Genomic DNA, 11,395 nt, shown 5'->3' on the forward strand with positions numbered 1-11,395 from the left:
CACCACCTCACAGGAAGGCGCCACACCATGCGCACTCGACACATCACCGCCCTCTCCGCCCTCTCGACCGCAGCCCTGCTCGCCCTGACCGGCTGCAGTGCCGGAGCCTCCGGCAGCACCTCCGCCGAGGTCGCGCCCGCTGCGACCGAGGTGAGCATCACCGACGGCTGGGTGAAGGCCGCCGACTCCGGCATGTCCGCCGCGTTCGGTGAGCTGGAGAACTCCGGCACCGAGGACGTCACCGTCGTGTCCGCCACCTCCGCCGCGTCCTCCGAGCTGGAGCTGCACGAGACCGTGGCGAACGAGTCGGGCGAGATGGTGATGCGCGCCAAGGAGAGCGGCTTCACGATCCCCGCCGGCGGCAGCCTCGAGCTCGCCCCCGGCGGGAACCACATCATGCTGATGGACCTCGCCGCGCCGATCGTCGCCGGAGACGAGGTCACCGTCACCCTCACCTTCTCGGACGACTCCACGACGGAGTTCACCGTCCCGGCGCGCGACTACGCCGGCGCGAACGAGGACTACGAGGGCGGCGACATGGACATGGACATGGGCGGAGAGGGCTGATGAGCGAGGACCGCGAGACCGGCCACGGCGCCGACGAGCGCCCGCGCAGCGCCGTCAGCCGGCGACGGCTCCTCCTCGGCGGAGCAGTCGCCGGCATCGGCGCGGCCGGTGCGATCGGAGCGGACCAGCTGCTCGGCCGCGGCGGCGCTGCGCCGGCAGCGGCCGCGGCGCTGAACGGCGACGAGACGATCCCCTTCCACGGTGCGCACCAGGCGGGGATCGCCGCGACACCGCAGGCGCACGCGACCTTCGTCGCCCTCGATCTGCGCGAGAGCACCGACCGGGACGGGCTGCGGCGGATGCTGCGCATCCTGTCCGACGACGCCGCGCGCCTCACCCAGGGGCAGCCGGCCCTGGCCGACTCCGAGCCCGAGCTCGGCGTGGTCCCCGCCCGCCTCACCGTGACCTTCGGGTTCGGGCCGAGGCTCGTGTCCCTCGCGGCCGGCGAGGCGGCGAAGCCGGCCTGGCTGGCACCGCTGCCCGCGTTCGGGATCGACCGGCTCGAGGAGCAGTGGAACGACGGGGACCTGCTGCTGCAGTTCCACGCCGACGACGCGTTCACGATCGCGCACGCGCTGCGGATGCTGCTGAAGAACACCCGCACCTTCGCGACCGTCCGCTGGACCCAGACCGGGTTCCGCCGGGCGCACGGCTCCGAGAAGGCCGGCACCACGATGCGGAACCTGTTCGGCCAGGTCGACGGGACCGTCAATCCGCGCCCCGAGGACGTCGACTTCGACGAACTGGTCTGGGTCCGCGACGGCTGGCTCGCCGGCGGCACCGGGCTGGTGCTGCGCCGGATCCGGATGGACCTCGACAAGTGGGACCGCCTGGACCGCGGCGGCCGGGAGCAGTCCGTCGGGCGGACCCTCGCGAACGGCGCGCCCCTCACCGGGACGGCGGAGGCCGACGAGCCCGACTTCGAGGCGACGACGACCATCGGCTTCCCGGTGATCCCCGAGTTCTCGCATATGAGGCGCGCCCGCTCGGAGAACACCGCCGAGCGCTTCCACCGCCGCGCCTACAACTACGACGACACCCCGACGGGCGAGGACATCTCGAACTCCGGGCTGATCTTCGCGGCGTACCAGGCCGACGTCACCGCGCAGTTCGTGCCGATCCAGAAGCGCCTGGACGAGCTGGACCTGCTCAACGAGTGGACGACGCCGATCGGCTCCGCCGTCTTCGCGATCCCGCCGGGCTGCGTCGAGGGCGGCTACATCGGCGACACCCTCCTCTGACCCTCACCGGCACCCGCCACAGCACCGAAGGACCAGAAGCATGACCACCACCGCCACGAGACCCCGCGACTCCGCCGACACCCCGCCCCCGCCGCGCAGAAGCAGCACAGGCTGGCTCGGACAGCTGCTGCTGCGCCTGCACTTCTCCGCCGCCCTGTTCGTCGGGCCGTTCATCCTCGTCGCCGCGACCAGCGGAGCGCTCTACGCACTCACCCCGCAGCTCGAGCAGGTCGTCTACGCGCAGGAGCTGCACGCCCCCGAAGCGGACACCTACCTGCCGCTGGCCGACCAGATCGACGCCGCCGACGCGTACACCGGAGGCGGGCAGAGCATCGTCGCCGTCCGCCCCGCACCGAACCCCGGCGACACCACCCGGGTGATGTACGCGGACCCGTCGCTCGGCGCCAGCGAGACCCGCGCGGTCTTCATCGACCCGGCCACCGCCGACGTCCGCGGCGAGCTCACCGCCTACGGCACCAGCGGCGCCCTGCCGTTGCGGACCTGGGTCAGCGACCTGCACCGGACGCTGCACCTCGGGGACGTGGGCCGCTACTACAGCGAGCTCGCCGCCTCCTGGCTGGGGATCGTCGCCCTCGCCGGCCTGGGCCTCTGGATCATCCGCCTCCGCCGAGCCCGCGTGAAGAGGGACCTGCTGCGCCCCGCGCCGAGGACCACCGGCTACAAGCGCCTGTTCTCCTGGCACGCCTCCACCGGCGTCTGGCTGCTCGTCGGCGCCCTGTTCCTCTCGACCACCGGCATCACCTGGTCGCTCTACGGAGGCGGGAACTTCGAGACCCTCCGCTCCGCAGTCGGCTGGACCACGCCCTCGCTGGGGACGACGCTCGGCGACCGGACCGGCGAGGTGGCCGACGAGCACGCCGGGCACGCCGGACACGGCGCGGCCACCGGCGACGCCGTCGAGTCGACGGCGGGCTACTCGCCGGCCGCCTACGACTCGGTGCTCTCGGTCGCCCGCGAGGTCAACGTGAACACGGGACTGGTCGAGATCCGGCCACCCGCGGCGGAGGGCTCGGCCTGGGTCGTGCAGGAGATCCAGCGCAGCTTCCCGACCGAGGTCGACGGCGTCGCGATCGACGGGAGCACGATGCAGGTCGTCGACCGGGTCGACTTCGCCGACTTCGGCCTCGTCGCCAAGCTCTCCCGCTGGGGCATCGACACGCACATGGGCTCGATGTTCGGGCTGCCCAACCAGCTGCTGCTGTTCGTCACCGCGGCCGGCATCGCCACGATGGTCGTGCTCGGGTACCTGATGTGGTGGAAGCGCCGCCCCACCCGCGGCCCCCGACGGCTCGGCGGCACCCCGCCGGCCCGGGGAGCGCTCCGGCGCGCGCCGTGGTGGGGAGTCGCGTCCGTCCTGGTCGTCGCCGCCGCGGTCGGGCTGTTCCTCCCGCTCCTGGGGGCGAGCCTCGCGGCCTTCGTGGTCGTCGACACGCTGCTGGGGCTCCGACCCGCGCACCGCTGAGCGCGCGGGCGCCGGCCCGGTGAGGTGCACCGGGCCGGCGTCACAGCCCCTTCGGGAAGCCGAGGGAGCGCAGCGCGGGGGCGAGGCCCTCCCACTGGTGACGCCGCTCCGCGTCCCGGTCGGCGTCGCTCCCCCGGAGTCCGACCGCCTTCGCGGCGTACACGGCGGCGTGCGAGCAGTGATCGACCATGTGCGCGACGGCTGCGGCCTGCCCGGCCGCCCGCGCGGCAGCGGTGGCGGCCCGCTCGCCCGCCTGCGTCGCGGCACGGGCTGCGGCGTGCGCCGCGAAGGCCGCCGTGCGGCACTCCGTCATCGGAGCCTCGCCCCGCCCCCAGGCGAGGAGGACGTCGAGCGCGCGCCGGGGCCGGGGATCGTCCGGGTCCCACTCCTCGAACGCCGGGAGGGCGCGCTCCGCGCACTCCGCCGCCCACCGCGCGAGCGCCCGGTGGACCTCCGGCTCCGGATCCGCCCAGGCCGGCTCCTCCGCTCCGCTCACCTGTCTTCCTCCGGTTCCAGCGCTCAGCTCAGGCGCTCGGTCAGGTGGACGGTGACGACGTCGCCGAGGTCCTTGCCGATCGTCTTCCGCAGTTTCGCGCTGATCGACAGCATGTGACCGCCGGCGCCGGTCGGCAGCAGGCCCGCGGTCACCGGCTCGCCGTCGACGGTGGCGACCACCTTCACGGACCTCCCTGTGCCGAGCATCTCGACGGAGCCGGGCACCTCGACGCACGACCAGAGGTCGCCCTTGACGGTGACGCCGATCGGAGCGGTGAAGGCGAGGTCCAGGGGGCCGGCGCTCATGCGCTCTCCTCCGCGGACGCCGCGCTCTCGCCGGAGGAGCCCTGCCCGCTGTACCGGTCGAGGATCTCGTCGTACATCGCGTCGTCGAGCAGACCATGGGACAGGGCCCGGCGGACCTCCTCGAACTCCCCCGGGTCGAGGGTCGTCCAGTCGAAGCCGTCGCTCGGCGATCCGGGCCGGTAGCGCCGGCGGCCGAGCTCGTCGACGGCCTGCTCCCGCGTCAGCTCCCCCGCGGCGAAGCGCTGCGCGATCCCGTACGGTGTCGCGCCGGAGAAGCCGGAGCGCACGTGCGGCAGCGCGGCGGCGGCCTCGATCCCGTCGGACACCTCGTCGATCGACATGCGGACCCCTCCCGTCCGAGGGTCCACCGACCCTCCCGTCGACCCTACGACGAGACGTCGCATCCCGGTCGGGCCGGGCGACGCGCACTGCCCTCGACTTGCGGCTACCGTTCCTCCATGACCGGACGCGCCGCTACGTCCCGGCACGAGTTCCGCGTCGACTCGCGCACGCTCGTCGCCCACGACCTCCCCGGCACTCGAGCCCCCCGCGCTGTCGTCGTCTGGTGCGGAGGGACACCGCACACCGGCGCACTCCTCGCTCCCCACGTCGACGCCGCTGCGGCGCGCGGCATCCGGCTCGTCTCCGTCGCCCGTCCCGGCTTCGGCGGCTCGATGCGGGCTCCCGGACGGAGCATCGCGGACGCGGCCGCCGATGTGCTCCGCGTCGCCGACCTGCTCGGGATCGAGCGCTTCGCAGTGACGGGCTACTCCGGCGGCGGCCCGCACGCGCTGGCCGTCGGGGCTCTCGGAGGTGATCGCGTCCGGGGCGTCGCGACGTTCGGCAGCCCGGCGCCCTTCAGCGACGACGGAGCGTGGTTCGAGGGCATGCAGGATCCGGGCGCTCTTCTCAGCGCGCGCGACGGCCGGGCTGCGCGCGAGGAGTGGGGGGCGACTGCCCGCTTCGATCCGGAGCAGTTCACCGGTGACGACTACTCGGCCCTCGACGGCCCGCTGACTGCGCTCGGCGCAGAGGCCGGACGCGCCTCGGAGCTCGAACAGGGCGGGAGCGTCGACGACGACCTCGCTCTCGTCATGCCCTGGGGAGTCGACCTCTCGCGCCTCGCGGCGCCGGTCCTCCTCCACCACGGCGCGGCGGACAGGGTGGTCCCGGTCGCGCACGCGGAGCGGATCCGCCGCCTCCACCCGGCCGCGGAGCTCACGATCCGGCCCGGTCGAGGCCACATCGGCGTCCTGCTCGACTGGCCGGACGTCCTCGACCGCCTCCTCGCGGACGGGTTCCCCGGGGACCGCTCCGGCAGCGGAGGCTGAGCGTCTCATCGCGGCCGGCAGCGGATCCGACGCGCAAGGTGGGCCTGGAAGGGCCACGCTTCGGGAGGGCTCCCTCCGCGAGGATCACGGCATGGCCCCCCACACGGATCCCCGCCGATGACTCTGCAGGACCTCGCCGACGAGCTCGCCCAGGCTCTCGACCGCCCGGTGACGATCGAGGACGCCTCGAGCCGGGTGCTGGCCGCGACGCGCGCGCGCGAGGAGGCTCCTCACGACGGCGTGTTCCCCGTCCAGGATCCGCGGGGCCGGCTCGCGACCCTCCTCCTCCCCCGGGAGCGGCCCGCGCCGCTCACTCCGGCCGAGTACTCGCTCATCGACGCGGCCGTCGGAGCGATCCGCCGCCTCCTCGGCCCCTCGACGCGGGCGGGCGGCAGCTCCCGGCGCGCGGACGTCCTCGCGGCGCTCCTGTCGGGCGACGGCGGCACCCGGCGCGCCTCCTTCGCCGAGGCGGTCGAGCGCCGCTGGCTGCGCCGGGACGCCCAGACCGTGGTCCGCGCGGTGCGGCTGACCGGCCCGACCGGCTCCCTGCAGCGGACGGCGCTGGCGCGGCGGATCGACGCGAGCGCCGCCTCCGGCCTGACGTTCCTCGGCGACCAGGAGGGTGTGCTGTTCTTCGTGAGCGTGGAGGCGCCCGAGGCCGCTGCGGAGGCGGACGACGTCCTGCGGGCGGAGGCGCGCGGCCGCGGCACGGCCGTCGACGCGATCGGCTCGGCCCGCTTCGACGTCCGCGACGACGACCTCCTGCCGACCGCCGAGCGGGCCGCTCTCGCGGCGACCATCGTCGGCTCCCTGCCCGACAGCCGTAGCCGGGCCGACATCGCCGAGCTCGGGGCCTGGGTGCTCCTCGCCTCGATCGGGGCGGACAGCTCGCAGCTCGCCATGCTCTCGCCGGCCGCGGCGACGCTGCTCGAGCGGGGCGACGAGGTGCAGCGGCGGACCGTGGAGGCCTACCTCGACGTGCGCGGCAGCGTGCGGGAGGCGTGCGGGCTCCTCCACATCCACCGCACCACGCTCTACTACCGCCTCGACAACCTGCCCGAGGCGGTCCGGGACGCGCTCGACGACGGCCTCGCCCGCAGCACGCTGCACCTCTGCCTCAAGCTGATGAAGTTCCGCGACGGGCTCGAGCGGCGGCGTGCCTCGTGACCGTGCCCGGGGACCTCCCGCAGGTCCGCCTCTACGGGCGGCGCGAGAGCCGCGACGCGTGGGAGATCCGCGACCTCCTCTCGCGCAGCGTCGTCTCGTTCTCGTGGACGCCGATCGACACGGACGAGCAGTGCCTCGCCGTCGCCGGGCACCCGCTCGCCACCGCGTCACTCCCCCTCGTGGTGTTCCCGGACGGCAGCCGCGCCTCCGATCCGACGCTCGCCGAGGTCGCGGCCCGGCTCGGCTGGGTCGGCTCGCCGCGGCTCGCGGAGTACGACCTCTCCATCTACGGAGCCGGCCCGGCCGGGCTCTCGGCCGCCGTGTACGCCGCCTCGGAGGGGCTGAAGGTCGTGGTCCTCGAGCGCTCGGCCATCGGCGGGCAGGCCGGCTCCAGCAGCCTGATCGAGAACTACCTCGGCTTCCCGCACGGGATAGCGGGAGCCGATCTGGCCGAGCGCGCGCGGCAGCAGGCCGTCTCGTTCGGCGCCGAGCTGCTGCGGATGCGCGAGGGGATCCGCGGGCGCTTCTCCGACGACCGGATCCACGCGCTGCTCGCCGACGGGACGACCGTCGTCGCCCGCACCAACATCTGCGCCACGGGCATCCAGTGGCGCCGGCTCGGCCTCGAGCGCGAGGACGAGCTGCTCGGCGTCGGCCTCTACTACGGCGCCGGCACGAGCGAGGCGCCGCTCTGCGAGGGCGAGGACGTCGTGGTCGTCGGAGGCGGCAACTCGGCCGGGCAGGCCGTGATGAACCTCTCGGCGCACGCTCGGCACGTGACCATGCTGGTCCGCGGCCCGGATCTGGCCGACAGCCTCTCCTCCTACCTCGCGGAGCGCGTCGTCCGGCAGCCGAACGTGACGATCCTGCTCGACTCCCGCGTCACCCGCCTGCACGGCGCCGACGCCCTCGAGTCGATCGAGGTCGAGAACTCGGCGACCGGCGCGCACGGGGCGCTGGCCACCTCCCACCTCTTCGTCTGCATCGGCGGCGAGCCGGACACCACGTGGGCGGCGGAGACCGCGATCGTCCGCGACACCGGCGGCTACCTCGTGACCGGACCGGATCTCGCCGGCGAGCACGCGGCTCGCGACTGGCCGCTCGAGCGGGCGCCGTTCTACCTCGAGACCAGCGTCCCCGGCTCCTTCGCCGCGGGGGACGTGCGCCGCAGCTCGGTCAAGCGCGTCGCCTCCGCCGTCGGCGAGGGCGCGATGGCCGTCACCTTCGCCCACCGCCACCTGCAGGAGACCTCGTGAGCCGCCGGCTGCCGACGGTGCGCCACGGCGTCGGCTTCTGGATCGTCGCCGCGACCTTCCTGCTCGTGATGGCCTACTCGACGGTGCCGACTCCGCTCTACCCGCTCTACCAGCAGCTCGACGGCTTCCCGCCGTTCGTGATCACCGTCGTCTTCGCCGCCTACGCGGTCGGAGTGATCGTGAGCCTGTGCCTCGCCGGTCACGTCAGCGACTGGCTCGGCCGCCGCCGAGTGCTGCTGATCGCGGTGCTCGTCTCGGCGATCTCGGCCGTGCTCTTCTCGCTGACGACGGAGGTGCCGGGGCTGATCGTCGCCCGCTTCGTCAACGGCGTCAGCATCGGGATGCTCACCGCCACCGCGACCGCCCATCTGGGCGAGCTGCGCGCCCGCGCCCGGCCGGACGAGAACACGATCGTCGCCGCGTCGATCTCGGGCGCGGTGAACCTCGGCGGACTCTCGCTGGGCCCGCTGCTCGGAGGGGTCTTCGCCGAGTTCCTGCCCGATCCGCTCCTCCTGCCGCACCAGGTGTTCCTGGTCGCGCTGCTCGTGGCGGGCCTCGCGCTGCTCCTCGTGCCCGAGACGGTCGACGTGCCGGAGACGGCGCCCGCCTACCGGCCGCAGCGGCTCTCGGTGCCGGCGGACGCGCGCAGGGCGTTCCTGCTCGCGGCGTTCGGAGCGTTCTCGGCCTTCTCCGTCCTCGGCCTCTTCACCTCGCTCGCACCGACGTTCCTGGTGCAGACCTTCCAGGTGCGCGACCACCTGCTGGCCGGCGCGACGTCCTTCGCCGTGTTCGCCTCCGCGGCCCTCGGCCAGCTGCTGCTCGTGAAGGTGGGGACGCGCCTGCAGCTCTCGATCGCGGTGGCGGGCTGCGCGGTCGGGCTCGCGGCGGTCGCGGCCGGAGCGATCGCTCCGCAGCTGGGGGTGTTCCTCGCCGGCGCCGTCGTCTCGGGCTTCGGGGTGGGGCTGCTCTTCAAGGGGTCGATCGGCACAGCGGTCGCGCTCGCGGATCCGGCCCGCCGGGGCGAGACCCTGGCGGTGGTGTTCCTGGTCGCGTACACGGGGCTCGCGGTGCCCGCACTGGCAGCGGGAGCGGCGCTCGACCTCGTCGCCGCGACGACGGTGCTGACGGTGTTCGCGGCGCTCGTGCTGGCGGCGACCGCGACGGCCGGCGTGCTGCTGCGCGCCCGCAGCGCGGCGGCCGGGCGATGAGCGGCGGAGCGGGGTGGCGCTGCGGGGTGCGGGCCGGCGGCCGTCCGGGTGCCGGCCGCGTGCACCCCGGACGGCCGCCCGCCGCGTCAGAAGTCCTCGCGCCGCTCCTGCTCGGCCTCGGCGGCCGGCTCGAGCGCGGCGAGATCCCCGAGCGCGAGGCGCAGCTGGCGCAGCAGCCACTCCTCGGTCAGCGCACCCGCGTCGAGCGCGTCCAGCCGGCGGAGGCGCTCGGCCGCCGACCCGGTGAGGTCGGCGGGCGTCCCGGCGCTCATGCGCCGTACCCCGCTCCGCGGAGCAGGCGGCGCAGGTCGACGAGCTGCTGCTCGTCCACGTCCTTGCGGTGCGGCCGGTGGAGGGTCTCGGTCGTCGAGCCGACCGTCACCGAGAAGGCGCCGTCGTGCTTCTCGTGGACGGTGCCGACGGCCTCGAGCAGCGTCAGCACGTCCGCCCAGAGGACGTTGTGGCTCGGCGAGTCCTCGAGCAGCCGCTCGAGGGTGTCTCGCTGGTTCGAGTGGAGGTGGCGGGTGTCGGTCATGAACGGCCCTTCGGTGTCTGCGCACGCGCCCTGGTGGCGGTGCTCGGCGTCGCGTCCGACGGTAGGCGCGCGGGTGGAGCCGGTGCGCGAGTCGGATGACTCGAAGAGCGGACGCCGCGGGGCGGCCCCGCGAGAGGTGCGGCCGTGAATCCGGAGCCGGGCGACCGCCTCGACGAGGAGGACTCTCCCCGCACGCCCGCGCTGCCCGAGGCCGCCGTCTCCGCCGCGTCGCTCCCCGACCGTCCGGCCGCGTTCCTCAACGCCCTGCTGACCGAGCACTTCGTGCTGGAGTCGGCGCGCGGCATCACCGTGACGGAGTCGAGCAGCCGCGCCTCGCTCTACCTGACGATGCTCTCCAGCTCGCTCGTGGCCTTCGGCTTCCTCGCCCCGACCCGGTACGCGATGGGGTTCCTCGCGGTGATCATCCCGGTCGTCGTGCTGCTGGGGGTGTTCACCTACGAGCGGCTGGTGCAGACCTCGATGGAGGACGTCGCCGCGCTGACGGCCATCCAGCGCATCCGTCGCTACTACGGGACCCTGCTGCCGGGCGCGGGCGCCTACTTCGCGGTGCCGCGCGGCCGCCACGCGCCGAACGAGCTGCTCGAGATCGGCCGGCGGCAGAGCTGGCGGGGCATCTTCTTCACGATGTCCTCGGCGATCGCGGTGGTCAACTCGATCGTGGCGGGCGCCGGAGTCGCGCTCGCGCTGACGCAGAGCGGCGCGGACGAGGTCCCCGCGATCGCGTGCGGGATGGCGGCCGCCGTCGTCCTCGCGGTGCTGCACGGGGTGTACCAGTTCCACCGCTATCGGCAGATGCGGCTGCGGATCGCCGAGGCGGAGGCGCTGGACGGGGTCGAGAGGGGGTGACGGGGCGGGGCTCGGCCGGCGGGGTCCGGAGCTGACGAACGCCGATCAGGCGCGGCGTCGGCCGCCGGCTGGTCAGCTGGCTCCGACCTGCTCCCGCGACTGCTCCCGCGACTGCTCAAGAGTTGTCGCACTCGACGCCCAGTGCGACAACTCCTGGACTCTCGTGGCGATCGCTCGTCGGCGGGCCGCCGCGAACATCCAGAAGTCGCCGTGGTCGGTCGCGAGCACGGCGACTCCTGGCTACTCGCCGTCTGCGGACGAGCGTTGGGTGTCGGCGGCTCCGACGGCCGCGACTGCTCGAGAGTTGTCGCAGTCGACGCCCAGTGCGACAACTTCTGGACTCTCGTGGCGATCGCTCCTGGGCGGGCCGCCGCGACCATCCAGAAGTAGCCGTCGTCGGTCTCGAGCACGGCGACTTCTGTCTGCACGCCGCCTGCGGACGTGCGCAGGGAGCCGGCGGCCGGCGACTGTCCAGGAGTTGTCGCAGTCGATGCCGAGTGCGACAACTCCTGGACTCTCGCGAAAGTCCTGCGCTCTCGCGGAGGCGCGCGGCTCAGCCGCGCTCGGCGCGCTCGGCGAGGAGGTACTGCCAGTCGCGCGGCACGCGGTCCTTGGGCCCCGGGGTGGTCTGGCTCGCCGGGTGGCTCTGCGGATCGGCCAGGGCGGGGCCGTCGGCGTAGTCGTCGGTCCGGTAGTCCCAGAACCAGTCCTCGCCGGGCTCGAAGCTGCGGATGACCGCGTGGCCGGTCGAGTGGTAGTGGGCCGTCGCGTGGCGGTTCAGCGAGTCGTCGCAGCAGCCGATGTGCCCGCAGAGCGCGCAGCGGCGCAGGTGCAGCCACCACGAGCCGGACTGCTCGCACTCGACGCAGCCGGGGCCGCTCGGCGGGACGGAGGGGTCGATCATCTGCTGCGACGTCATGCGCTCAGCATGCGCCTCCC

Annotated in this window: 14 protein-coding genes; 8 read left to right on the top strand and 6 right to left on the bottom strand. The window is 74.1% G+C overall.

Features of this window, described 5'->3' with window-relative positions:
• Nucleotides 1-27: 27 nt before the first annotated feature.
• The 3 genes from GSU40_RS15580 to GSU40_RS15590 are packed head-to-tail and all read left to right on the top strand — an operon-like array spanning nt 28 to nt 3,291.
• Nucleotides 28-567 (top strand): copper chaperone PCu(A)C, encoded by a 540-nt coding sequence (locus GSU40_RS15580; RefSeq protein WP_160035740.1) that lies wholly within the window; start codon nt 28-30, stop codon nt 565-567.
• A complete protein-coding gene (locus tag GSU40_RS15585) occupies nt 567-1,808 on the top strand; it encodes a Dyp-type peroxidase (protein WP_160035742.1) in 1,242 nt (413 codons plus the stop codon). Before GSU40_RS15580 ends, GSU40_RS15585 begins: the two co-directional genes overlap by 1 nt.
• A 40-nt stretch (nt 1,809-1,848) precedes the next feature.
• A complete protein-coding gene (locus GSU40_RS15590; RefSeq protein ID WP_160035744.1) occupies nt 1,849-3,291 on the top strand; it encodes a PepSY-associated TM helix domain-containing protein in 1,443 nt (480 codons plus the stop codon).
• A 40-nt stretch (nt 3,292-3,331) separates the two neighbouring features.
• Here GSU40_RS15590 and GSU40_RS15595 read toward each other — a convergent pair whose 3' ends face one another.
• Genes GSU40_RS15595 through GSU40_RS15605 form a run of 3 tightly spaced genes read right to left on the bottom strand, consistent with a single transcriptional unit; the run spans nt 3,332 to nt 4,433 of the window.
• Nucleotides 3,332-3,787 (bottom strand): putative immunity protein, encoded by a 456-nt coding sequence (locus GSU40_RS15595; RefSeq protein ID WP_160035746.1) that lies wholly within the window; start codon nt 3,785-3,787, stop codon nt 3,332-3,334.
• Nucleotides 3,788-3,810: 23 nt separating this feature from the next.
• Nucleotides 3,811-4,092 carry a DUF1905 domain-containing protein gene (locus GSU40_RS15600; protein WP_160035748.1) on the bottom strand — a complete coding sequence of 94 codons (282 nt, stop codon included), beginning with the start codon at nt 4,090-4,092 and terminating at the stop codon, nt 3,811-3,813.
• A complete protein-coding gene (locus GSU40_RS15605; RefSeq protein WP_160035750.1) occupies nt 4,089-4,433 on the bottom strand; it encodes a hypothetical protein in 345 nt (114 codons plus the stop codon). The genes GSU40_RS15600 and GSU40_RS15605 overlap by 4 nt, the downstream gene beginning before the upstream one ends.
• Nucleotides 4,434-4,550: 117 nt before the next feature.
• Here GSU40_RS15605 and GSU40_RS15610 point away from each other — a divergent pair, with 117 nt between their 5' ends.
• The 4 genes from GSU40_RS15610 to GSU40_RS15625 all read left to right on the top strand — a co-directional run bounded on the left by GSU40_RS15610 (nt 4,551) and on the right by GSU40_RS15625 (nt 9,054).
• Nucleotides 4,551-5,423, top strand: coding sequence for an alpha/beta hydrolase (locus GSU40_RS15610; RefSeq protein ID WP_160035752.1), 873 nt, complete (start codon nt 4,551-4,553; stop codon nt 5,421-5,423).
• 117 nt (nt 5,424-5,540) lie between these two features.
• Entirely contained in the window at nt 5,541-6,590 is a 1,050-nt protein-coding gene (locus GSU40_RS15615) for a helix-turn-helix domain-containing protein (protein WP_160035754.1), read from the top strand.
• Complete coding sequence (locus tag GSU40_RS15620) at nt 6,587-7,846, top strand: FAD-dependent oxidoreductase (RefSeq protein ID WP_208543335.1); 1,260 nt, start codon at nt 6,587-6,589, stop codon at nt 7,844-7,846. The genes GSU40_RS15615 and GSU40_RS15620 overlap by 4 nt, the downstream gene beginning before the upstream one ends.
• On the top strand, nt 7,843-9,054 hold the full coding sequence (locus tag GSU40_RS15625) for an MFS transporter (protein WP_244229513.1): 1,212 nt from the start codon (nt 7,843-7,845) through the stop codon (nt 9,052-9,054). The genes GSU40_RS15620 and GSU40_RS15625 overlap by 4 nt, the downstream gene beginning before the upstream one ends.
• 86 nt (nt 9,055-9,140) lie before the next feature.
• Here GSU40_RS15625 and GSU40_RS15630 read toward each other — a convergent pair whose 3' ends face one another.
• Nucleotides 9,141-9,326 carry a hypothetical protein gene (locus GSU40_RS15630; RefSeq protein ID WP_104224778.1) on the bottom strand — a complete coding sequence of 62 codons (186 nt, stop codon included), beginning with the start codon at nt 9,324-9,326 and terminating at the stop codon, nt 9,141-9,143.
• Nucleotides 9,323-9,589 carry a hypothetical protein gene (locus GSU40_RS15635; RefSeq protein ID WP_104234134.1) on the bottom strand — a complete coding sequence of 89 codons (267 nt, stop codon included), beginning with the start codon at nt 9,587-9,589 and terminating at the stop codon, nt 9,323-9,325. The genes GSU40_RS15630 and GSU40_RS15635 overlap by 4 nt, the downstream gene beginning before the upstream one ends.
• Before the next feature lie 144 nt (nt 9,590-9,733).
• Between GSU40_RS15635 and GSU40_RS15640 the strand changes: the two genes are divergently transcribed.
• The gene (locus GSU40_RS15640; RefSeq protein WP_160035756.1) at nt 9,734-10,456 is read left to right on the top strand and encodes a hypothetical protein; all 723 of its coding nucleotides are present in this window, start codon (nt 9,734-9,736) and stop codon (nt 10,454-10,456) included.
• Nucleotides 10,457-11,009: 553 nt separating this feature from the next.
• Here GSU40_RS15640 and GSU40_RS15645 read toward each other — a convergent pair.
• Nucleotides 11,010-11,375, bottom strand: a complete 366-nt coding sequence (locus GSU40_RS15645) for a UBP-type zinc finger domain-containing protein (RefSeq protein ID WP_104227372.1) — start codon at nt 11,373-11,375, stop codon at nt 11,010-11,012.
• Nucleotides 11,376-11,395: the final 20 nt, after the last annotated feature.

Origin of the sequence: Rathayibacter sp. VKM Ac-2805, assembly GCF_009834265.1 — a bacterium.
In the GTDB taxonomy this organism is placed as follows: Bacteria; Actinomycetota; Actinomycetes; order Actinomycetales; family Microbacteriaceae; genus Rathayibacter.

Bases quoted from the DNA above. Each gene is read 5' to 3' on its own strand.
- GSU40_RS15615 (WP_160035754.1), top strand. From the start codon at position 5,541: ATGACTCTGCAGGACCTCGCCGACGAGCTCGCCCAGGCTCTCGACCGC.
- GSU40_RS15605 (WP_160035750.1), bottom strand. From the start codon at position 4,433: ATGTCGATCGACGAGGTGTCCGACGGGATCGAGGCCGCCGCCGCGCTG.
- GSU40_RS15630 (WP_104224778.1), bottom strand. From the start codon at position 9,326: ATGAGCGCCGGGACGCCCGCCGACCTCACCGGGTCGGCGGCCGAGCGC.
- GSU40_RS15645 (WP_104227372.1), bottom strand. From the start codon at position 11,375: ATGACGTCGCAGCAGATGATCGACCCCTCCGTCCCGCCGAGCGGCCCC.
- GSU40_RS15580 (WP_160035740.1), top strand. From the start codon at position 28: ATGCGCACTCGACACATCACCGCCCTCTCCGCCCTCTCGACCGCAGCC.
- GSU40_RS15610 (WP_160035752.1), top strand. From the start codon at position 4,551: ATGACCGGACGCGCCGCTACGTCCCGGCACGAGTTCCGCGTCGACTCG.
- GSU40_RS15635 (WP_104234134.1), bottom strand. From the start codon at position 9,589: ATGACCGACACCCGCCACCTCCACTCGAACCAGCGAGACACCCTCGAG.
- GSU40_RS15600 (WP_160035748.1), bottom strand. From the start codon at position 4,092: ATGAGCGCCGGCCCCCTGGACCTCGCCTTCACCGCTCCGATCGGCGTC.
- GSU40_RS15585 (WP_160035742.1), top strand. From the start codon at position 567: ATGAGCGAGGACCGCGAGACCGGCCACGGCGCCGACGAGCGCCCGCGC.
- GSU40_RS15590 (WP_160035744.1), top strand. From the start codon at position 1,849: ATGACCACCACCGCCACGAGACCCCGCGACTCCGCCGACACCCCGCCC.